The 20,284-nt window shown below is 69.6% G+C and carries 18 protein-coding genes; 6 read left to right on the top strand and 12 right to left on the bottom strand.

Translation table 11 applies throughout. The features are described from left to right. Positions 1-22 precede the first annotated feature (22 nt). From fni to ACGF13_RS09685, 8 genes are all read right to left on the bottom strand, one after another. The gene (fni, locus tag ACGF13_RS09720; RefSeq protein ID WP_360348582.1) at positions 23-1,114 is read right to left on the bottom strand and encodes a type 2 isopentenyl-diphosphate Delta-isomerase; all 1,092 of its coding nucleotides are present in this window, start codon (positions 1,112-1,114) and stop codon (positions 23-25) included. After that, positions 1,111-2,238, bottom strand: coding sequence for a phosphomevalonate kinase (locus tag ACGF13_RS09715; RefSeq protein WP_392871109.1), 1,128 nt, complete (start codon positions 2,236-2,238; stop codon positions 1,111-1,113). Before ACGF13_RS09715 ends, fni begins: the two co-directional genes overlap by 4 nt. Next, positions 2,235-3,287, bottom strand: a complete 1,053-nt coding sequence (gene mvaD, locus ACGF13_RS09710; protein ID WP_392871106.1) for a diphosphomevalonate decarboxylase — start codon at positions 3,285-3,287, stop codon at positions 2,235-2,237. Before mvaD ends, ACGF13_RS09715 begins: the two co-directional genes overlap by 4 nt. After that, positions 3,280-4,311: a mevalonate kinase gene (mvk, locus tag ACGF13_RS09705; protein WP_224279311.1), complete on the bottom strand. Its 1,032-nt coding sequence runs from the start codon at positions 4,309-4,311 to the stop codon at positions 3,280-3,282. Before mvk ends, mvaD begins: the two co-directional genes overlap by 8 nt. A 317-nt stretch (positions 4,312-4,628) precedes the next feature. Next, positions 4,629-5,705 (bottom strand): polyprenyl synthetase family protein, encoded by a 1,077-nt coding sequence (locus tag ACGF13_RS09700; protein WP_392871103.1) that lies wholly within the window; start codon positions 5,703-5,705, stop codon positions 4,629-4,631. Positions 5,706-5,992: 287 nt separating this feature from the next. Further along, a complete protein-coding gene (locus ACGF13_RS09695) occupies positions 5,993-7,384 on the bottom strand; it encodes a cytochrome P450 (RefSeq protein ID WP_392871100.1) in 1,392 nt (463 codons plus the stop codon). Between the two features lie 63 nt (positions 7,385-7,447). After that, positions 7,448-8,524: a terpene synthase family protein gene (locus tag ACGF13_RS09690; RefSeq protein WP_380454473.1), complete on the bottom strand. Its 1,077-nt coding sequence runs from the start codon at positions 8,522-8,524 to the stop codon at positions 7,448-7,450. A 167-nt stretch (positions 8,525-8,691) separates the two neighbouring features. Beyond that, on the bottom strand, positions 8,692-9,189 hold the full coding sequence (locus ACGF13_RS09685; RefSeq protein ID WP_392871097.1) for a hypothetical protein: 498 nt from the start codon (positions 9,187-9,189) through the stop codon (positions 8,692-8,694). 121 nt (positions 9,190-9,310) lie between these two features. On the opposite strand from ACGF13_RS09685, the gene ACGF13_RS09680 reads away from it, so the two are divergent. Beyond that, a complete protein-coding gene (locus ACGF13_RS09680; RefSeq protein ID WP_392871095.1) occupies positions 9,311-10,033 on the top strand; it encodes a DUF4331 family protein in 723 nt (240 codons plus the stop codon). A gap of 437 nt (positions 10,034-10,470) precedes the next feature. On the opposite strand, the gene ACGF13_RS09675 is transcribed toward ACGF13_RS09680, so the two are convergent. Next, positions 10,471-11,973: an MFS transporter gene (locus ACGF13_RS09675; protein ID WP_392871093.1), complete on the bottom strand. Its 1,503-nt coding sequence runs from the start codon at positions 11,971-11,973 to the stop codon at positions 10,471-10,473. 138 nt (positions 11,974-12,111) lie between these two features. Next, positions 12,112-12,528, bottom strand: a complete 417-nt coding sequence (locus ACGF13_RS09670; protein WP_392871091.1) for a PPOX class F420-dependent oxidoreductase — start codon at positions 12,526-12,528, stop codon at positions 12,112-12,114. A gap of 79 nt (positions 12,529-12,607) precedes the next feature. Here ACGF13_RS09670 and ACGF13_RS09665 point away from each other — a divergent pair, with 79 nt between their 5' ends. The 4 genes from ACGF13_RS09665 to ACGF13_RS09650 all read left to right on the top strand — a co-directional run bounded on the left by ACGF13_RS09665 (position 12,608) and on the right by ACGF13_RS09650 (position 15,856). After that, the gene (locus tag ACGF13_RS09665; RefSeq protein ID WP_392871088.1) at positions 12,608-13,090 is read left to right on the top strand and encodes a hypothetical protein; all 483 of its coding nucleotides are present in this window, start codon (positions 12,608-12,610) and stop codon (positions 13,088-13,090) included. A 316-nt stretch (positions 13,091-13,406) separates the two neighbouring features. Continuing rightward, positions 13,407-13,973 carry a TetR family transcriptional regulator gene (locus ACGF13_RS09660; RefSeq protein ID WP_392871085.1) on the top strand — a complete coding sequence of 189 codons (567 nt, stop codon included), beginning with the start codon at positions 13,407-13,409 and terminating at the stop codon, positions 13,971-13,973. A gap of 172 nt (positions 13,974-14,145) precedes the next feature. Further along, entirely contained in the window at positions 14,146-14,577 is a 432-nt protein-coding gene (locus ACGF13_RS09655) for an erythromycin esterase family protein (RefSeq protein ID WP_392871082.1), read from the top strand. A gap of 91 nt (positions 14,578-14,668) precedes the next feature. Next, complete coding sequence (locus tag ACGF13_RS09650) at positions 14,669-15,856, top strand: serine hydrolase domain-containing protein (RefSeq protein WP_392871079.1); 1,188 nt, start codon at positions 14,669-14,671, stop codon at positions 15,854-15,856. Between the two features lie 754 nt (positions 15,857-16,610). On the opposite strand, the gene ACGF13_RS09645 is transcribed toward ACGF13_RS09650, so the two are convergent. Continuing rightward, positions 16,611-18,176 carry a recombinase family protein gene (locus ACGF13_RS09645; protein WP_392871076.1) on the bottom strand — a complete coding sequence of 522 codons (1,566 nt, stop codon included), beginning with the start codon at positions 18,174-18,176 and terminating at the stop codon, positions 16,611-16,613. A 104-nt stretch (positions 18,177-18,280) separates the two neighbouring features. Here ACGF13_RS09645 and ACGF13_RS09640 point away from each other — a divergent pair, with 104 nt between their 5' ends. Next, complete coding sequence (locus tag ACGF13_RS09640; protein ID WP_392871073.1) at positions 18,281-18,409, top strand: hypothetical protein; 129 nt, start codon at positions 18,281-18,283, stop codon at positions 18,407-18,409. A 276-nt stretch (positions 18,410-18,685) separates the two neighbouring features. Here ACGF13_RS09640 and ACGF13_RS09635 read toward each other — a convergent pair whose 3' ends face one another. Beyond that, the gene (locus ACGF13_RS09635) at positions 18,686-19,990 is read right to left on the bottom strand and encodes a hypothetical protein (protein ID WP_392871070.1); all 1,305 of its coding nucleotides are present in this window, start codon (positions 19,988-19,990) and stop codon (positions 18,686-18,688) included. Between the last annotated feature and the right edge of the window lie 294 nt (positions 19,991-20,284).

The raw sequence follows: 20,284 nt of genomic DNA, 5'->3' as shown, positions 1-20,284 counted from the left end.
CTGGCAATGGCGTGTGTGTCGGTCACTGTGCTTTTCCTGTCGCGTTGTGAAGGGTGTCGGCCGATCGGGAACGCCGGGCGAGTCGCCCCGTGTCGATGCCCCGGTCGGCGCAGAAGGAACGGAGGGTGCCGTGGATGATCAGGTCGTTGCTCGCGAGGTCGGCGGGAGTGCGCGCGCCGAGCATGGTCTGGAGGGCCGCGAGCTGGTCCAGCCAGTTCGTGAGCTGCTCGATCAGCGCCTCGGGACCGCCGTCGAGCAGGGTGCGCAGGAACACTCCGGAGGCCCCGACGCCGGAGGCGCCCAGGGCCAGGGCGCGGGCGACGTCGAGGGGATGGCGGACGCCGCCGGAGGCGAGCACGGGAAGACCGGCGCTCTGAGCGTCCAGGAGACAGGCGGCGGTGGACTGGCCCCAGTCGTGGAGGAACGCGTAGTCGCCGAGCGGTCGCCGGCCGTTCTCGATCCGGGCGAAGTCGGTGCCGCCCCGGCCGCCGACGTCCGCCGCGCGGACCCCCAGTTGTCGCAGCAGCAGGACGGTTTCCCGGCTCAGGCCGTTGCCGACCTCCTTGACGATCACGGGTACGTCAACGGCCGCCGCGATCTTCTCGATCTGCGGGACCCAGGACCCGAAGGACCGGTCGCCTTCCGGCATGGCCGTTTCCTGCGCCGTGTTGACGTGGATCTGCAGGGCGTCGGCCTCCAGCAGATCGAGGGCACGCCGGGTGTCGTCGACCGATGCCGTCGCGTTGACATTTGCTATGACAAAACCGTGGGGGTTCTCCTGGCGCAGGACGCGGAAGGTGTCGGCGCACGTCGGGTCCTTCAAGTAGGCGTGCACCGAGCCCGACGCGATGGGTACCCCGGTCTCGCGGGCCGCTATCGCCAGACCCCGGTTGATGACGCCGGTCTTGGCGGTCCCGCCGGTCATCGCGTTGATGTAGAGCGGCACCTGCCAGGAGATCCCGGCGAAGGTCGTGTCCAGGGACACCTGCGGCCGGTCGATGCCGGCCAGGGCGTGGTGGACGAAGGACACCTCGTCGAACTGGTTGATCCCGCTGCGGGTGTCCTGCTGCTCGATGGCGAGCCGGACGTGGTCGTCCTTGCGCTGAGCGCTCATTTCTCGGTCCCTTCCGGGGCGGGCCGGACGGGCAGGGGCAGCACCCCGGCCGCGGCCCACCGCTGCCGTACATGTGAGATGTCGTGCATGGCCTCGGCATCGAGCAGCGCGATGCCGCAGTCGCCGCCGCCCGCGCCCGACGGCTTGGCGGCACCGCCGACGGTTTCGGCGACCGTGCACAGGGCCGTCAGCTCGGGTGTGAAGATGCCGAGCCCGACTTCGTCGTCGAGGCGGGCCAACTCCCGCCGGGCACGGCGGATCTGGTACAGCAGGCTTTGGTCGTCGCCGGCCTCGAGAGCGGTGATCGAGGCGCGTACGAAGTCGGTGGAGGTCTCCACGAACGCGCGGTGCGACGCGGTGCCGCGCCAGATCCGGCGGTGCAGACCGGACACGAGCGAGGCGGTGGAGGCCGGGTTGCCGGTCCAGCCGACTTCGAGGGCGAGGCCGCGCGGGGCCGGAAGCCTCCGGACCGAGTGGCCCGGCCAGGGCGTGCGCAACGCCTCCTCGACGCCGTGCCGGCGGGTGAGGTCGAGCACGAAGGCCCGGTCGGGTGCCTGGTACGCGATCCAGCCGCCCCAGGTACTGGCGGCGAGGTCACCGCCGGAGCCCACGGGGTCGATCCCGACCGAGGAGATCACGGCCAGGCGGTACCGGGCGTCGGGTGAGAGGTCCAGTCCGCACAGGGACGTGATGGCGTCGATCGTGGCCACGGTCACCGCGCCGCTCGACCCCAGGCCGTACTTGCGGCCGTTGTCATGCAGCCGGCTGCCGATCGAGAGGTCCAGCCCGGGCATGGGCAGGCCGCGTTCGGCCAGCAGTCGTCCCACGGTCTCGACCGCTGCCACCACGTGCGTCAGTGCGCCCCGCGCGCCGTGTCCGTCGGCTTCCCCGTTCTCCGTGCCGGGAGCGTGGAGCCGGCCGTCGAGCCATCGCCAGTTCACCGCCCGGGGGACGAGATCGGAGGAGATCACGATGTCGGCCGTTTCGGAGAGGGTCACCGTGGCGGTGATCTCCCGGTCCACGGCCACCACGATGGCCGGGGTACCGGGCTCCACCACCGCGTACTCGCCCGTGACGAACAGCTTGCCGGGCGCACTGCGGACGACCGTTCGCCCGGAGGTCATCGTCCGCCCGCGTCCACCAGGCGGGCGCCCTGTCCGGGCCCGGCGATGTGCACGGTGCCGCCCGCGGCAGCGTCGCGCACGGCCTCGCCGACCCGGTCGGCGTCCGTACGACGGCAGAGCACCTTGACGTTCGGTCCGGCGTCCATGGTCGCGTAGGCCGGTATGCCGTCGCGCCGCAGCCCCAGCACGCTGTCGAGGACGGTGAGCGAGGCGGGCGCGAGGTAGCGCACCGCAGGGCGCGCGCCCAGCATGGTCGCGTGCATGCCGAGAGAGTTGCGCTCAGCGATCTCACCCACCGCGTCGAGGTCGCCGCGCAGGAGCGCCGCCCTCATCTCGGTCAAGTCGTCCCGGCTCGACGCGGCCCAAGGCTCGAACAGGGGCGAGGTCTCGACGGTGCGGCGCATCGCCGCGCGGCTGGACACCTCCTTGGGGCCAGCGTTGACCACCGCGATGACCAGTGCGGGGTCGAGGTCGCCCGTCCGTACCGGCTCGGCGTAGGAGCTGAGGTCGGCCTCCGCGGGCGGCGCCGTGGGGTTGCCGGCGTTCCAGACGGCGAAGCCGCCGAAGATCGACCGCGAGGCCGAGCCGGAACCGCGGCGGGCCAGGCGGGAGAGACCGGTGCCGTCGAGGTCCAGTCCGTACGCGGCGGCGGCGGCGACGGCGAGCGCGGCGAAGCCGCTGGCGGAGGACGCCAGGCCCGCCCCGGTGGGTACGGTGTTGCGGGTGTCGACGACGGCCCGGTGCGTGAGCCCGGCCCGCCGTCGCACCAGGTCGAGGAACCCGGCGATGCGCCGCCGCTCCTCGCCCGCCGCGGGTACGCCGTTGAAGGTCACTTCGTCGCCCGAAGCCTCGGCGTCGAGGTGGACCCGGGTGGTCGTGGGGAAGATGTCAAGAGTCATCGACAGACTGCTGGTCCACGGCAGGAAGAGGCGCTCGTCGCGCTTCCCCCAGTACTTGATCAGCGCGATGTTCGGGTGCGCGACGGCGGTGGCCCCGTTCGCGCCCTGCCGGTCCTGCGGGCGGCGCACGGTGATCTGTTGCTCAGACATGCGTGACGAGCCTCCTCAGTGGGACGATCCACGTCTGCACGGCCCCCGCTTCGTGCAGCCGCCGGGTGACCTCTCTCGCCTGCTCGGGCTGGGTCAGAGCGAGGACGCAGCCGCCCAGTCCACCCCCGGTGATCTTGGCGCCGAGGCTTCCTGCGGCGAGCGCGGCACTCACCATCCCTTCGATCCGGTCAGTGCTCAGCCCGGCCTCGCGGAGCATTCCGTGGTACTCCGTCAGCAGGAAGCCGAGCTCCTCCGGCCGACCGGCGGCGAGGGTGGTCACGGCTTCGCTGGTCAGTTCCGACGCCCGGCGGACGAACCGCTCCTGTGCTCCGGCGTGGAGTCGGAACCTCTCCCGCAGCTTGTCGACCGCTTCCTTGGTGCTGCCGACGGTGCCGCTGTCCGCGATGACAAACAGCGCGTCGCAGCCCACCAGCAGCGTGCGGGCCTCGCCCGCGTGGAACAGCAACGGCGCGCTCGCGCCGACGGTGATGGCGTCGACGCCGCTGGCCTTGCCATGCACCACGTTCTCGGCGGTCTGCACCAGGTCGAACACCGTCCGCTGCGAGACCTCGCGGCCGCAGAGGTCGGCCAGGGCGAGGACGACGGCACGGGCGCAGGCCGCGCTGGAGCCGAGCCCCCTGCCGAGCGGGATCGAACCGTCGATGATCACATCGAGATGCCGGCCGTCGTCGATGCCCGTGGATGCCCTGAAGTCGGTGGTCAGCCGACGCAGCCCCTCGGATGCCTGCGTTCCGACCTCCTTCCAGGCGGATCCGGTCATCGTGAAGGACACACCTGCCGGTTCTTCACCGCGGGTGGAGAACCCGACGCTGGCGGTGATCGACAGCTGCGGAACGGGCAGGGCGAGCGCCGGGGCTCCGTAGACGACCGCGTGCTCCCCCAGCAAAATGGCCTTGGCATGGGCGTGGCCGGTGCCGACCGAGCGAGCACGGCGGCTGTCCGCTGTCCCTGCCGCCGAGGCCGGTGGAGTCGACGTGCTCAGCTCCCCTTGTCGAAATTCCATTGAGATCGCGTCATCCAGATTTCTAGGAAGGAATGAAGTAAGCCCGTTCGACCGCGCGCCGCGTCATGCCCGGGCCACCCCCGGACCACCGTGGCCGGCGGTCGCGGCCGCCGGCGCGAGCGATGTCATCGCGCAGGGCGGGCCAGGGCGTCGAGCCGCACCCGACGGTGCGTGCTCGCGGAACCGCGTCCCTGGCGGGTGCCGGGCCGGTTCTCCCCCGGTCGCCCCCGGCAGCGGGTTCCGGACAGGGTGGGCTCGCGAGGCGAGCGACGCGTGTGGCGGCGCCGGGACGGTGGCGACCCGCGCCGACGTGGTGCTCAGGTGGTCCGGAGTGTCGTGGTGGTGACGAAGATTTCGAGGGTCTTCCTGACCTCGTCCGGGAACGGGGTCTCGTCCAGGACCCGCCGGGCACGCTGCACACGATCGGTGATCATCTGCTCTACCTTGTCGGCGGCGCCCGTGGCCCGCAGGATCCCGCGAACCGTCTCGGCACCTGCCTCGTCCAGGTCCGGGTCGCCGACCAGGGACCTCAGCACCCGCGCCTGCTCGGCGCCGGCGACGTGGAGGGCGTGTGCCATCAGAGCGGTCGCCTTGCCCTCCCGCAGGTCGTCCAGGACCGACTTGCCGGTCTTGGACGGGTCGCCGAAGACGCCGAGGAGGTCGTCGCGCAATTGGAAGGCCTCGCCGATCGGAAGGGCGTAGGCGGTGAAGACGTCCAGCAGGGCCTGGTCCGCTCCGGCAAGGACCGCGCCGATGTGCAGCGGCCGCTCCACGGTGTACTTCGCCGTCTTGTAGCGGATCACGGCCAGCGACCGTTCGACGTCCTCGTTGGGCTTCCCGGTGGCCAGCAGGTCCAGGTACTGACCGATCATCACCTCGGTGCGCATGGCGTCCAGCAGCGGTCGGACGGCGACCAGTCGCTCGTGGTCGATGCCGCTGGAGTACAGCAGCTCGTCCGACCACACCATGACCAGGTCGCCGAGCAGGATCGCGCTATTGGTGCCGAACCGCTCGGCGGTCGTGGCGTCCGCACCCGTCTCCAGCGTCCGGTGGAGGGTCGGACGGCCACGCCGGGTGTCGGAGGCGTCCATCACGTCGTCGTGGATGAGGGTGAAGGCGTGGAAGAGTTCGAGCGAGGCCGCCGCGCCGATGACGGGCCCCGTGTCGCCGTATCCGCCCGCCGCGTGCCAGCCCACCATGCACAAGAGCGGCCGGATGCGCTTGCCGCCGGCGGTCAGGAAGCCACGCAGGTGCTCGATGAGCGAGACCAGGTGGGGTTGCCTGTCGCAGTTGGCGTCGAGGAAGGCGTTCAATCGCTCGTCTATCAGGCCGCGCAGATGAACCGAGTCCAGGGCGTCGGCTCCCGGCTCGCGAAGGCTGGTGGTCGGGTTCATGTCGTTACTCCTGTTCGTCAAGACCATGTGGCCGCGTCCGCGAGGACGTGGCATGGGAGGGAAAGCGCCGAGAGGCATCACTTTCCGGCCGGGCGAAGGAGGGTCCCGGCAGTCGCCGGGCCGCACCGCAGGTGCGGGTCGCCGAGGGAGGGGCGAGCGGTGGGTGTTCGGGCCGCGCCGGATGGCATGCCCTCCGTACATGCGGGTTCACATGGTGGAGGGCATGCCGGGCAGGGGTGGGCCCGGTGCGGCACCCGCCGGGCCCCTGTCGGTCGAACGGAACGGGTTCAGCTCGCGGCGGACTGCGGCTCGCGTGCCAGCTGCCGACGGGTCGGCACCACCGTGAGCTGGTCGGGACGCAGGCTCATCCGCACGAGGGCGCGCGTGGGGCGGGTGCCCGGGGCGCGGTCCAGCTTCCAGTACTGGGCCACGGTGGCCACGATGACCTGGGCCTCGGTGAGGGCGAACGCGTCACCGATGCACTTGCGGTTCCCGGCGCCGAAGGGCAGGTAGGCGCCCTTGCGCGGAGTGGTCGACATGGTGAGCCACCGGTCCGGCTCGAAGCTGTCGGGGGCGTCGAAGTAGCGGGCGTCCCGGTTCAGCAGGAAGGGGCTGTACGACAGCTCGGTGCCGGCCGGCACGGGCAGCCCGCCGAGCGTGGTGTCGACAGCGGCACGACGGCTGAGCAGCCAGGCCGGCGGGTAGAGGCGCAGACCCTCGGCGACGACGTTGCGGGTGTACGGCAGCTTCTTCAGGTCCTCGGCCGTCACCGGGCGGCCGGCCAGCACCTCGTCGAGCTCCGCGTGCAACTTGGCGGCGACCTGCGGGTTCTCGTGCAGCAGGTGGAAGATCCACGACATCAGGACGGCGGTGGTCTCCGCGCCTCCGAGGAGCAGGGTGATGGACTGGTCGTGCAGCTCCTGGTCGGTGAAGCGGTGCCCCTCCTCGTCGACCTCCGTCATCATCGTGCGCAACAGACCGCCGCCGTCGCCCGAGCGGCGGTAGCGGTCGATGGTCTCGTTCACCACCTGGTGCAGCTGCGCCTCCGCCCGCTTGTAGCGCTGGTTGCCGGGAGTGGGCAGGAAGGACAGCGCCGGCAGCGGGTTGAGCATGCGGAAGAACATGCCGTCGATCACGGTGTTCAGGGCCGTCGGGAGACCGTGGTGACCGCCCCGGCGCACCTCGCCCTCACCGGGCTCGGAGAAGAGGCAGCTCAGCGCCACGTCGGCGCTGAGGTTGCCCATCTGCATCAGGAGGTCGACGTTCTTGCCTTCCGGCCATTCATGAGCCGACACGGCTGCCTGCTTCTGCATGATGCCGACGTACTCGGCGATGCGCGCAGGGTGGAAGGACGGCTGGATCAGGCGTCGCTGCTTGCGATGGACGAGGCCGTCGACCGTGACCAGCCCGTCTCCGAGGACCGTGCGCACGCGGTCCATCACGGGACCGCCCTTGACGAAGTCCTTGACCTTGTCGGTCAGCATCTCGTGGACCAGATCAGGGTGGCACGCGATGTACATGGGGGTCAGCCCCACCATGATCTTCACGAGATCGCCCTGCTCGGGCAGTGATCGGAGGAAGGTGAGCGGGTCGCTGCGCAGCTGATTCGCGTGCCCGAGCACGGGCAGGGCATTCGGTGCGCTGCCCTTCGTGTAACTGCGGGTTTCCTGGCCTGTCACGGAACAAACCTCCATGCGGTTAGTGGCGAACTTGTGGACCTGTCGGACTTTGCGTCGCCGCTGTCACTTCTCCAACTGGTCCCACCACCAGGCGATCTGTGGAATCGGCAGGGGCGCAGGGTTGGCGTCAGCCGGCTCGTCGGCCCAGACCAGGCCGTAGCCACCGAAGTCCTGTTCTTCGCCGGTCTCCGGGTCGACAGGCGCGCAGTAACGGGTGGTGAAGTCCGCCCAGATGATGTGCCCGCGAATCCAGTAGCCGATCTCGTGGACGTATCGCCTCAGTTCCGGGCGGGCGGTCGCGGAGACCTGGTCACGCAGATTCAGATAAAGGGACATGATTCGGTCGCGCAGCGCGCGGACCTCGGCGACCGCTTCCTCGGGCGTGCATTGCCGGTCGCGCACCATGATGCTGATGGCGTTCTGGTCGAACAAGCCCTGGAGATTCTCCCGGTGAATGGAGATCAGGTCGTTGTCGAGACCGACGATGACGGATACGGCTTCGGAGGCGGCGCGCACCCGGGGATCGAGGCGTTCGGCTGCGGTCAGTTCGTAGCCGCCGCCGATCGGAGTGAGTGCGGTCAGCCAGGGGCCGGCCACATCGTTGCCACGCATGATCAGGTAGTCGCCCAGTTCGGGGAGTTCACCGAGGCTCTGGTTCGCACATTTCCACAGCACGCCGTCGAAGTAGCTGCAGAAACCCTGGCGCAGGTGCTCGAGCTGGCCCGGGGTCGACACGGTGGAGATGTGGTTCCAGAAGTCCTGGAAAGAGGAGAGGTACGCGTCTCCGGGCGGCACGACGGACTTGGGCGAGGCGAGGATGTGCTTGAGACGGCTGACGTGGACCGTCAGCGGTGCGGGCTGGTCCAGCCCCGGGATCACGTCGAGGTCGTCGTCCCAGGCGCCGCCCCAGTACATGACATAGGTGATGATCTCGGCGCACCGGTCGAGGACGTACGGCATGCAGTGTGCGGTGTACGAACCCGCATTCATGCGCGGCAGCCAGTCACCCTCCTTGCGGAACCCTTGCCGGAACATCCAGGCGACGGCGCCGGCATCTATTTCCTCCGGCTTGTCGTACACGGCGTCGGGCAAAGGGCAGAAAAATGGCGGAACGCCAAGTGTGCGGCGCACGGTTGTCATGCCAAAAATCCCTTCGGGCAGGACTGGGCGGCAGGAATGTCACAGTAATTCTGGAGTGGCCCTCGGAATCAACCCGGAGCATTGGACGGCCTTGGGCGGGAGACCTTCATGGTCTTCTCCTTCTTTCGGACCGAACATGTTGAGGGAAAGCGGCGCAGGGCCACCGCTCAGGCGAGGATGTTCATCTGCGAGGACATCAGCCGGTACTGGCCGGAGGCGTAGTCGTAGGAGATGTAGGCCGTCCAGTAGTCGCCGCTGACCGCCGGAACGCTGGTCAGGTACGAGGTGCCGTGGTTGTAGGCCCACTGCCAGGTCTCGTAGCTGTCGATGCCGATGGCGTTCGGGTCCCGCTTGTAGAGGCCGATCCAGTCGTACTTGCCGACGTTGTTCGGCGGGGTCCAGTTGATCTGGATGTAGCCGCCGTTCTTCTCCGCCCAGGTCGTGGGCGAATCGGCGCCCAGGATCGAGCTCTGCGAGCTCTGGACACCGGTGGGAACCGCCGCCGAGGCGGTGGCCGTGCCCGCGAGGGCAGCGCGACGGCCGTCACCAGGGCCGCGACGGCCGCGGCGCGGACGCGAAGGGGAATACGGGACATGCGAGTCCTCCTGAGTCGTCTGCCGGCGGCCCCGCCCGGAAGCCGCCGAGCCCGTGACCGGACCTGACATACAGTCGGGGAGACTGGTAGACGAGCGATCAACGACCTCGTCGGCGCACAGTCAACGCCCTGGTCAACACGGCCGCGGCACCCCGGGTCGCGCCTGGGCCCGGCGTCCCGGCAGACAATCGATGGACAGCGGGCCGGCAACAAGGCGCGGCCGTCAGCGTCGGTGGCGGGGAGCCCGCTCGGTGACCCGCTCCACCAGCACGGCCCGACGGACGCGGCGGGGCGGCATCGGTGTGAATCCGCGGCACGAAGAGCCCGCCAGCCGGGCACGAAGGGGCAGGGCTGCTCATGCTGGTGGGCATGTCTCATCACCTCAGCGGCCCCAACCTCCGCTCCCCCTGGACGACGCCCGCCTCGACATGACGGACCTGTTCGCCTTCACCGTGCCTGGCGACCGGACCGTGCTGATCCTGAACGTCAACCCGGTCGCCCCCACCGGCGGCCAAGCGTTCCACCCGGACGCCGTCTACCGCGTCAACGTCGACACCGACGGCGACCACCGCTCCGACGTGGCGTACAGTTTCGTCTTCTCCCCGCCTGAGGACGGCCGGCAGGGCGTCACCGTCCTGCGGGCCACGGACGAGCAGGCCCGCTCCCACGAGGCCCTCGGCCAGGAGCTCTTCATCGACGTGCCGGTGAACTTCGGCGCCGAGACCACCGCGGCGCACTCCGGGCCGTACACGTTCTACGCCGGGTTCCGCAGCGACCCGTTCTTCGCCGACCTCGACGGCATCGTCGCCAAGTTCCAGTGGACCGGCGTGGACTGGGGCGCCGACAAGAACGTCTTCGCCATCGTCCTGGAAGTGCCGAACGCCGAACTCGGCACACACCCCGAGATCGGCTGACCCATCTGGGGCCGGGTCAGCCTGCGCCAGAACGGGCAGCTGACGTCCGTGGACCGCGGCGCCCACCCCTCCCTGACCGCGTACTTCAACGCGGAAGAGGTCAAGGACGCCTACAACGCCGGCGAGCCCGCCGACGACTGGGCCACCTACCGCGAACCCTGGTCCGCCGTCCTCCAGCACTTCGGGGACTACGACCCGCAGGCCGCCGAACAGGCCCTACGCACCGTCCTGCCGGGCTTCGGGCCGAGGCGGCTTCGTGCCGTGCCGCCCCCGGAGCCCGGGGAGGACTGCGGGTGCCGTACTCGGCTTCCGCCATCAGTCGCTCAAGGGCGGCCCGACCAAGCAGCCCCCGGGGCGGCGACCGGCCCCCGAGGGGCGCGGCACGGCCCCGGGGGCTGCTTGCGATTCAAGGATGGAGGGACTTCGTGGAGCAGGTGTCACATGGCGACGGCCTTCACCGCGTCGGGGGACTTCTCCCGAACACCGGGACGGTACAGCGCGAAGGTCACGACGAGCCCGACGGCTGCGAGGCCGGCCGCCCACCAGTACGCGGTGGAGTAGCCGTGCAACGCCGCCCCGGCGATCACCTCGGGCGTGGCCTGCCGGCTGCTGAGATAGCTGCCCGCGGCGGTCGCCGCGAGCGTGTTGAGAACGGCGATCCCCAACGAACCACCGATCTGCTGCGAGGTGTTGACCGCCGCGGAGGCCACCCCGGCGTCATCCTCGTGAACCCGGTAGGTGGCCAGGTCGATCGCCGGCGCGTAGACCAGGCCGAGACCGAGGCCCAGGACGAGCAGCGGCGGCAGAATGCCTCCCGTGTAGGTGCTGTCCAGATCCAGGCGGGTGAACCAGACCATGCCCACGCCCAGCAGCGCCATCCCGAGGGGAATCACGATCTTCGGCCCCACCCGGGGCATCAGGACCCCCACGGCCAGGGCGGAGGCAACGACCAGTGCGGCGGGGATGGGCAGGAAGGCGAGCCCCGCCTCGACCGGGGTGTACTTGAGCGTCTGCTGCATGTAGTAGGCGAGGAACAACGCGACCGCGTACATGCCTCCGGTGGCGACCAGAATGGCGATCTGGGAGGCGCCTCGATCCCTGTCGAGGAGGATGCGCAGGGGCAGCAGCGGCCCGGCCGTCGTCGACTGCCAGTACGCGAAGAGGGCGATCAGGGCGAGGCCTCCGACCAGCAGACCCCAGCTGGCGGGAGAACTCCACCCGCGCGACTCGGCGTTGGAGAACCCGTAGACCAGGCCGAAGAGCCCCAGGGTGACGAGTACCGCACCGGGGACGTCGAGCTTGGGGCGCTGCTCCGCCCGCGACTGACGCTCGATCAGCAGCAGACCGCCCAGGAGCGCCACCGCCGCGAACGCCAGGTTGATGTAGAGGGTCCAACGCCAGTTGAGGTACTCGGTCAGCAGGCCGCCGAGCAGGTTGCCGAGCGCGCCGCCGGCGCCCGCGATGGCACCGAAGATCGCGAAGGCCCGGCCCCGCTCCTTGACGTCGGTGAAGATGGTCGTCAGCAGGGAGAGGGCCGCCGGGGCCAGCAGGGCACCCGAGATGCCCTGGATCGCCCTGGCCAGCACCAGGAGTTCGAAGCTGCCGGCGGCTCCGCCGAGCGCCGAGGCGGCGGCGAATCCGATGACACCCGCGAGAAAGGCCTGCTTGCGGCCGAAGAGATCGGCGACACGCCCGCCGATCAGCAGCAAGCTGCCGAAGGTGAGTGCGTAGGCGGTGACGACCCACTGCCTGTCGTTGTCGGAGAAGCCCAGGTCGGCCTGGGCGGACGGCAGCGCGATGTTCACGATGGTGGCGTCCAGCATGATCATCAACTGGGCCAGGCCGATCACGGCCAGCGCCCACCACCGCAGCGAGGACCGCGGGGACGGGGGTCCTGATTCGGGCGGGATGCTGGTGAGCTCAGTGGTGGATGCCGACATGGCGGTGCCACTCCGTTCGAAATAGATTGACTAACTGGATGGTTAATATTCCGAGGCAAGGCTGCCCGAGATCCGACGGACCGTCAACACAACTTCGGGCAAAGAGCGATGGCCGGATGCGACGGAGGTCCGCGAGGGTCACTCCGCGAGTCGAATCCGGATGCCCACCGCGCGGTACCCGGACCCCTTCAGTCGGCCGCCCAGCAAGCCGACCCGCGCGACGAGGCCGTACTTGCGCTTCATCAGGTCGAGGTAGTGGACGGTGTCCCGGTCGGCGGGCAACTCGGCGACACCGGGCACGGATTCCCCCTTCGGGACTCCCCGCCAGTTGCAGGGAGCGACGGTCACCCGGCCGCTGTTGCGGATCCGTTTGACCTTGCCGGCGTCGGCCGCGCTCCACACGGCCAGGCAGTCCCCGTCCCCCATCACCCACACCGGAGTGGGCACGGCCCGCCCATCCCGGCGGAACGTCGTGAGAAGTACGTACCTGGATGCCGCCAGTCGTTCAACCGAACTGCCCGGCAAGGATGCTGAGGCGGATGGTGAGGTGGTCACCGCGATAGCATAACTGGTTAGTTAATTCACTGTCGCCGCGAACCGACGTGGCGCCCGTCCCCGAGATGAGGAGTGCTGCGTGCTGAACTTCGCCTTGGCCGTGCTCGCCGGATTCGCCCTGGGCACCCCGGCCGTACCCTTCGGCCTCTCGATCCCCCTCCCCCCGCCCGTCGCGCTCGTCGCCGTACTCCTCGGCGCGGCCGGATGCCTGCTGTCCGCCGTCTTCGCGGCCGGGTGGCTGCGTACCCGCTGGCTGCTCTGGCGCTCGAAGCGGCGGCCCGTCACCGCCGGGCCGCCGCCCGAGAACCGCCGCAACCGCCGGAACCGCCTTGACGGCCCCACCGGCCGACGGGCCCGGCGCCTGGTGAACCGGTACGGCGTGATCGGCTTCGGCATCATCGGGCCTGCGCTCTTCGGCACCTGGGGATCGGCCATGCTTGGCACGGCGCTGGGCCTGCCCCGGTGGCGGCTGATCGGCTGGCTGATGGCCGGTGTCACCCTGTGGTGCACCGTCATGCTGCTCGCCTCCGAGGCAGTGATCGACGCCTTCGGACTGCGGTGACGACACACGCTGCGTACCGGTCCCTGATCGCGAGGAGCACGTCGCCGCGGTCCCCCGGCCTGCCTCGTCGTGGGTCTGCGCATCGCGCCGACCGTCGGCCCGGTCATCGCCGGGCGGTGGCAACTCACCGTACCGGCGAGGCACTTCTCCCCCTCACCGGTTCACCCGGAGCAAGACCACCGACGGGACTCCCGAACGAATCGCCTCATGTCTCAAACGAATCCACCGTGGTTCCAGCGGCGAACGCGCTCACCTGGCGAGGGCAACGGGTCCTACGCCCCGGCAAGATCCAGTAGGCGCTGTTAGCATGACTCCCATGTCCCGAGCCGAGGCCACGAAGGCGCGCATCCTCCACGCAGCGACCCAGGAGTTCGCGGCGTACGGGATCGCGGGAGCCCGCGTCGACCGGATCGCCAAGGTCGCCTCGGCGAACAAGAACCTCATCTACGTCTACTTCTGCAACAAGGACGGGCTCTTCGACGCCGTCTTCGACGCACACCTCGGGCGCGGCCTCGACATGGTGCCCTTCACACCTGACGACCTGCCGGGCTACGCCGGGCGGCTGTTCGACTTCTACCAGAAGCACCCCGAGGTGCTCCGCCTGGCGACCTGGCACCGGCTGGAACGCGGCACTGCCGTGGAACGGGACCCTGCCGTCGCCAAGCAGACCCACGACGACAAGCTCGCCTCCTTGGAAGCGGTTCGGAAGGGCGGAGTGGGCACACCGGGCTTCACCCCGGCCACACTTCTCACCCTCGTCCTGGCCATCGCCTCGGCCTGGAGCCCGACGAATGCCGCGAGCATGCCGGCGACGACTGTCCTGACGTCGGACCCGGAGGACTGCCGGAACGCGATCATGGAGGCCGTGCGGCGCCTCCTGTGAGGGGCGGCGTGCATCACTCGCCTCCGCCACGTACCGCGGTGACCGCACACGTTCGCCGGGTTGCCGGGTCACGCGGCGGGGATGGGTCGGGATGCGCGCACCTGACCCGCTACGTTGCCGTGCTGGCGTCAGGGCGGTGCGTTCACGGGCGCCGCAGCGCCGGGTGGTCCCGATGTCGGCCCACGACGATCACGCCGGCTACGCGACCTCCGACCCCGTGATGTATCCGGAGAGCCAGGGTTCGATCCTCCGCAGCATCCTGAAGAAGGACTACCTCGTCATCGGCGCCTCCTTCGACCAGGGTTCCTTCCTCTCCAAGGACAAGAACGATGGCTCGGTCGCCGATACCCCCTGGAAGAAGTGGACCGTCGGCCCGGCCGCTCCCGACACCAACGAGTACACGCTCGACCAGATCCGGTTCCGCGACTACTACGTCGACCTGCGCAAGGCTCCGCCCGCCGCCAAGGAGTGGCTGAACGTCGCGCGCCCGACGTACAGCTTCGGTGCGATATACCCGGCCGACAAGGGTGACGACCTCGCCGTCGGCCAGGCCTACGACGTCCTGGTCCACCTCCACAGCGTCCGCGAGGCGGGCACGCTGTAGCACCACACCGATGGCCGGGTCGGGCCGCCCTGGACGCCCCGACCCGGCCGACGGTCAGATCATTTCCCCACCGCTCCAAAGGAGTTGACGTATGCACGGGCAGGCACGACAAGGACGGGGCGCCGACCGGCGGCGCAGCGGTCGCCGCCGGACGGCAGTGGCCGCGGCGGTGGCAGCCGTGGCGGCCGTCGGCGTCCTGACGGCGGGGGCGACGGCACCGCCCGGCGCGTTCGCCGCCGGTCGACCGGACGCCGTCCAGCAGGGCCTGAACACGCTGGTGCGCGACGGCATCGCACCCGCCGCGCTGGCGAGCGTCACCGACCACGACCGGCGTACCCGCAACTACACCGCGGGCGTCGCCGACCCGGCCACCGGTGCCGAGGTGCCGGTCGACGGGCAGGTGCGGATCGGCAGCAACACCCAGGTGTTCACCGCGGTGGTCATGCTGCAGCTCGTCGCCGAAGGAAAGGTCGGCCTCGACGAACCGGTCGACACCTACCTGCCGGGCCTGGTCCGCGGCGAGGGGATCGACGGCCGCCTGATCACCGTCCACCGACTCCTCCAACACACCAGCGGACTCCCCGAGTACATGCTCTCCCCTCGGATGGCCGACCTCGCCGCCATCCGGCACCACTACTTCGAACCCCGCGACGTCCTCGACCTGGCCCTGGCCCAGAAATCCGACCTCGCCCCCGGCACGAAATGGCAGTACAGCAACACGAATTACCTGCTGGCCGGGCTGATCGTCCAGCAGGTCACCGGCCGCCCCCTCGCCGAGGAGATCGACCGGCGCGTCATCCGGCGCATCGGGCTGCGCCACACCTACTTCCCCGCCCCCGGCGACCAGACCATCCGAGAACCCCACCCCAACGGCTACTACCGGGACGCCCCGGGCGCACCGCCGCGGGACTTCACCGAGCTGGACCCCTCCTGGGCCTGGGCGGCAGGCCAGCTGGTCTCCACCGACTCCGACCTCAACCACTTTTACACCGCCCTGCTGGGCGGACGCCTCCTTCCGACGGCCCAGCTCGCCCAGATGCGCACCACCGTCCCCGCCGACGACGCCGGCCCCGGCGTCCGCTACGGACTGGGCCTGTCGAGCATGCCCCTGCCCTGCGGAGGCGTCTTCTGGGGCCACAACGGCAACATCCCGGGCTACCGGACCCGGGCCGGCGTCACCGACGACGGCCACGCCGTCAGCGTCACCCTGACCCTCAAGTCGACCGGCGACGACTCGGCGCAGCTCGACGACGTCATGAACGCCGCCCTGTGCCGTTGAACCACACCTCCGGGTGGCCGCCGGAGACCCGACGACACGACGGCTGTTCGCGCCAGGTGCCGGCCGCAGACTTGGGTTCCGGGCTCGCCACAACACAATGACGTGGAGGACCGGGACGACAAGCCCGCCGAACAGCACCAGCAGCGCAGCCGCGGACGCTTCGCCCAGCTCGTCCGCGAAACCGCAGCCCACAACCACGACCACAACCACAACCGGCCTACCTGGCCGGAGGAGGAGCGCCTGCATCACCCAGAGGCCGCCAAGCACCAGGTGCCCGCCTCCGCCGGCTCGGAGCGGCTCCAGAAACTCCGTGACCAACATCCTGGCCTGGCAGTTGCGATCCTCGGCCGGTCAGGAGGGCAACCGCCATCGCGCTCGCCCACGCCCGGGGACTCCGGGACATGGCGTTGCGCGCCACGCTGGCCGACCAGCGGGAACCTGGGATCCGATCCAGAACGACGAAGCATTCCGAAGACCCAGACACACCCGAATCGGACACTCCACTTCGACGCGAAGCGCGTCTCGCGTGCACACTACGGGTTCCGAACCATGCCCACCGCCTTTCGGCCAACGACAGCAGGTTCCGGTCATCGGCAATCTGATCGGTATGGAGGACTCAAGCAGCGGTGTGCCGCCCCTAATGAGCGCACAGCCGGTACCTGACAGGCCGGCGCCACACACTGGAGGACCGTCTACGCGGATCAGCCACTCTGGCACAGTTCGGCGGCAGCGAGCTAGCCGAGTATCTGCCCAGCTACGCCGAGCTTCCAGTCCGTTCCAGCTCCGGCGCTCGTGCTTGGAGTTCGGCGGGTAGGTACCAGCCTTCGATGGTGGGGGTCATGTAGAGGCAGGCCTTGAGGCCGAGGAGGAGTTGGCGGCGATGTTCCTGATCGGCTTGGGTCCAGGCGTCGGCGAAGGTCTGGCCGGTCTCGACCTCAACCCAGGCCGAGGGGCGTTGTGGGAGGGCTGCGAGGCGGCGGCGTTCGTCGACCAGGGTTTCGAGGGCTTCGGAGTATTCGTCGTCGCCTCCGGGGTAGTCGAAAAGGTTGCGGCGCTTTTCCTCGCGCAAGTCCTTCATGGCCGCCGTGACGTGGTTGAGCTGCTCGGTGTGGTCCTCGCCGGGGATGAACCTGCGCACCGTCATCGCCAACCCGGCCAAGCGCTCCACCGGAGCCGTGATCGCCGCAGTGACGCGCTCGCCCTTGACGGACTGGCCCTTGCACGCTGGTTTGCCGGCCGTCTTCGCGCACCGGTAGTACTCGTAGATCTTGCCGTTCTTGGCCAGGTTCACCTGCCGATAGAACCGATCGCCGCAGCGGTCGCAGTGCGCAACGCCCAGCCAGGGCGAGGCGCCGTTCGAGCGTTCCTTGGTGATCGCACGCTCGTCCATCGCCGCCTGGACCGCGGCCCACTCCCCCTCCGTGAACAGAGGCTTGGCCATCCGGATCGGCAGGCCCTTCGCGTCCCGGGCGATCTTGCGCGCCTTCACGGAGCGGCCGGTCAGCTTCAGGCCCATCGTCGCCGGCGAGCGAAGGATCTTCCCCACGCTGGTCGGGTTCCAGTGGTTCGACGGCGCGGTCTTGCGCTTGCTCGAATACGACTCACCCTGGTTCTTGTACGCGTGCATCGACGGGGTGTCGAACCCGGCGCCTTCCAGGGCCATGGCGATCATCCACTGACTCTGCCCCTCCAGGAGCAGCTTGCCCATGTAGCGGACGGCCTCGGACGTCACCAGGTCCGGCTCGAGAGTTCGGCCGCCCCCGGGGCGGTCGACGATCCGGTAGCCGTACGGCGGCTGCCCGCCGGCCCAGCGGTCCGTCTTGCGCAGGTGCTTGTGCGCGGCCGTGACGCGGGCCTTGATCCGCTTGAGCTCCATCTCCGCGAAGATCGACGCTAGCATCAGGAAGACCTTCGCCAGCTCGTTCCCGAACGACGACTCCCGACCCTGCCGGTAGTCCAGGGTGATCCCGTCGTCGGTGAACACCAGGACCTTGTGGTTCTCCTCCGCCCAGTGCGCCACGTCCGCGCAGTCCTTCGCGGACCTGAATGCCCGGTCGACCTTCGCCCACACCATCGCGTCCCACTCGCCTTGGCGCTCGGTGAGCCACGGGCCCAGGTCCGGGCGCTTCCACGGCGTGACATCGGCGGAGACGTCCAGGTCCTCGAACGACCCGACGATCTCCCACTCCTTCGAGACCGCATGACGCGTCGCCGACTCCGCCTGCACCAGATGCGAGACCTTGCCCTCGTCCCCATGCGTATCCGACACACGCGAACCCACCACCGCCCGAACCGGCGCCAACACCGTCATGATGCCCATGGGTCTCCCCCTACCGCCCAGGCCAGCAGGCACCCTCGAACAGGCTGCACTCGAACGGGTGGACCTTTTTAGAAAAGGCGTCTATCCGCTGGAGGATTGACCTCTTGACGGCCAGTCAAAACCTCGCGGACACCTGCACCGAGGCGCACGTCGAGCGGGCGGCGTCCCACGCCGAGCGCTGGAGCGACCACTCACCAGTGACAGCCGCCTTCGACCTCGACCAACTCCTGTAGCGCTGAGCCGAGTTCGGGAAGCTGGCTTCAACTGCTTCGGTTCATCGCACGCCCTACCGGAGCAACGATTGGGGCTGCTACTGGCACTGCAACTGCACTATGCGGCGATCCGCCGCTCTGACTGACAGTCAGCTGATGTTCTGGAAACGCCTCGGTTTGTAAAAACCAAGGCCGTCTGGCGAGAGTCGCCGCGCGGCACAGGCGATGACTTGAGGCCCGGGGCGGTCGGCGGTGTGCCGTCCGCCCCGGGTGTCGCCCGTGGCCGTGGTGGCCGCGTCAGCCGGAGAGGTGGAAGGAGGCGATGCGGGTGTTCCAGTTTCCGGTGCCGTCGACCGCTTGGTACTGGTTGGTGTACCAGAACGTGCAGTCGTCCTCCGGGTCGATCGCCATGGAGGTGTAGTCACCCCAGCGGTTGCTCCCGGTCTGGGAGCCGGTGCCGGTCCACACGGTGGTCTCGCGGAACGTCATCGCGTTCAGCGGGTCGTCCGCCAGGCGTCCGGTGACGCTGATCGAGGGACGGGCCTGGGAGTTCGACGTCGAGTACCCCAGGGCGATGTCGCCGTTCCTGTCCTGGGCCGCGGACGCCATCCACCGGTACGTGGACCCCGGCGCGTAGGTGCTCTGCTGATGAACGACCGGCCGGCCGTGGTCCAGCCGCAGTTCGTACCATCGAACCCCCACACCGCCGGGCGCGTCGACCGCGTGGTTGACGACCAAGGACTCGTGGTCGCCGAAGTTGCGGTAGGCGAGCCGGTACATGGCGGAGTAGGAGAGCGAGTCCAGTTGCTGGGTGGTGCCGGCCTGGGGGACGCATCGGGTGGGATCGGTGCTCATGCAGGCCGGGGTGTAGGGGGCCACCGGCAGTTCCTCCGGGCCCGTGACGGCGGTGCGGGTCTGGTCCGCCCAGTCCACGTGGAACCGCCAGTACTGCAGGCTGTTGTAGGCGGGGTTGAGGGCGATCAGCAGGTTGGGCTCGCCCTGCGGGGGCGGGGTCGGGCCGTCGAGGTCCGAGGGGAGCGGGATGGTCGGGGTCGGGACGATGTAGCACTGCTGGTCGGCGTCGGCTCCGCGCAGCATCCTGCTCCGGTCCCAGGCGCAGGTCTCGGGGAACGCCCCGGCGGTGAAGGCCGCGTAGTAGGCGTCCGGCCAGACCGAGACCTTCGGGTGGTCGATGAAGTGCTGGTACCCGAAGGCGTACCGGTAGTACGCGCCGGTGGCGTCCTCGCTGCTGGAGACGGCCACGCACAGGAGGTTCGGGCCGCCTGCCTGGTCGAGCGCGAACTGGTTGAGGATCCAGCGGTGGGCCAGGGAGTCCCAGCGGACCACGGGGTCCCCGATGTCGGGGTTCGGAGCGGTCTCGCACGGTCCGCCGAACCCGCTGAACAGCGTCTGGGTGGTCAGCTGCCCCAGTTCCGTGGCACCGGTCTTGGAGTACACCGCGAGGTCGAAGTTGGTGATCTCCACGATCTGGCGGGAGCCCACCGAGGCGTTGGGGTCGGGAGGGACGCCCCCGGCCTCCCGGATGCCGTCGAAACTGACGTCCAACCGGATCCGGCCCCGGCTGCCGTCGTGTTCCTGCACCACCCCGTCCGAAGGAGCGGCCCTGGTGAGGGACGGGTGCTGCGCATCTGCGGGGGGCACGACGCCGGGGGCGGACCGGCGCTGTCCGTGTCCGTGCGCCAGGTCACGCAACGGTGGCGAGGTGTCATGGTGCAGCGCGGGTCCGGAGTCAGTGGACCGCGTGGCCGTCCCGTGGACGGTCGACTTGAGGCCGGCTCCGGCGGCGGGCGTGGCGAACCACGCCGGGGAGGCCACCAGAGCTGCTCCCAGTGAGGCGCCGGCGACGATCGAACGCAAGGCACGTGATACGTGCAT

Source organism: Kitasatospora sp. NPDC048286, assembly GCF_043201735.1.
Taxonomy (GTDB): Bacteria; Actinomycetota; Actinomycetes; order Streptomycetales; family Streptomycetaceae; genus Kitasatospora.
Note: the sequence above shows the minus strand (reverse complement) of the source record. Positions and strands in the feature narration are given on the sequence as shown.